The sequence below is a fragment of the Moraxella sp. VT-16-12 genome (assembly GCF_002224245.2).
Lineage (GTDB): Bacteria > Pseudomonadota > Gammaproteobacteria > Pseudomonadales > Moraxellaceae > Moraxella.
The window spans coordinates 1-342 of sequence record NZ_NKHK02000058.1 but is presented as its reverse complement, the minus strand read 5'-3'; the positions used below and the strand labels follow the sequence as shown (position 1 = coordinate 342).

Genomic DNA, 342 nt, shown 5'->3' with positions numbered 1-342 from the left:
TTGTCGGAGTGCCTTAACTGGCTGAGACCGTTTATTCGGGATCCGCGGAACCTGATCAGGCTAATACCTGCGAAGGGAACAAGAGTTAATCTGCTATCGCATCGCCTTTGCGGCGATCGTCTCTTGCTTCATCCGTCGTCTGACAAGCCACGTCCTTAACTTTTTGGAATGAGCTATGTCTGCAACAAAACTGACCCGCCGCGAACAGCGCGCCCAGGCCCAACATTTTATCGACACCCTGGAAGGCTCCGCCTTTCCCAACTCAAAACGCATTTACATCACTGGCACACACCCCGGCGTGCGCGTGCCGATGCGTGAGATCCAGCTTAGCCCGACGCTAAT

At 54.4% G+C, this 342-nt stretch carries 1 protein-coding gene and 1 riboswitch; the gene reads left to right on the top strand.

Features of this window, described 5'->3' with window-relative positions:
• A riboswitch (TPP riboswitch) is annotated at positions 1 to 95 on the top strand. This riboswitch is flagged as partial in the annotation.
• An 80-nt stretch (positions 96 to 175) separates the two neighbouring features.
• Positions 176 to 342, top strand: a 167-nt coding sequence (locus CEW93_RS11125; protein ID WP_186727978.1) for a hypothetical protein, incomplete at its 3' end; no start/stop codon positions are given.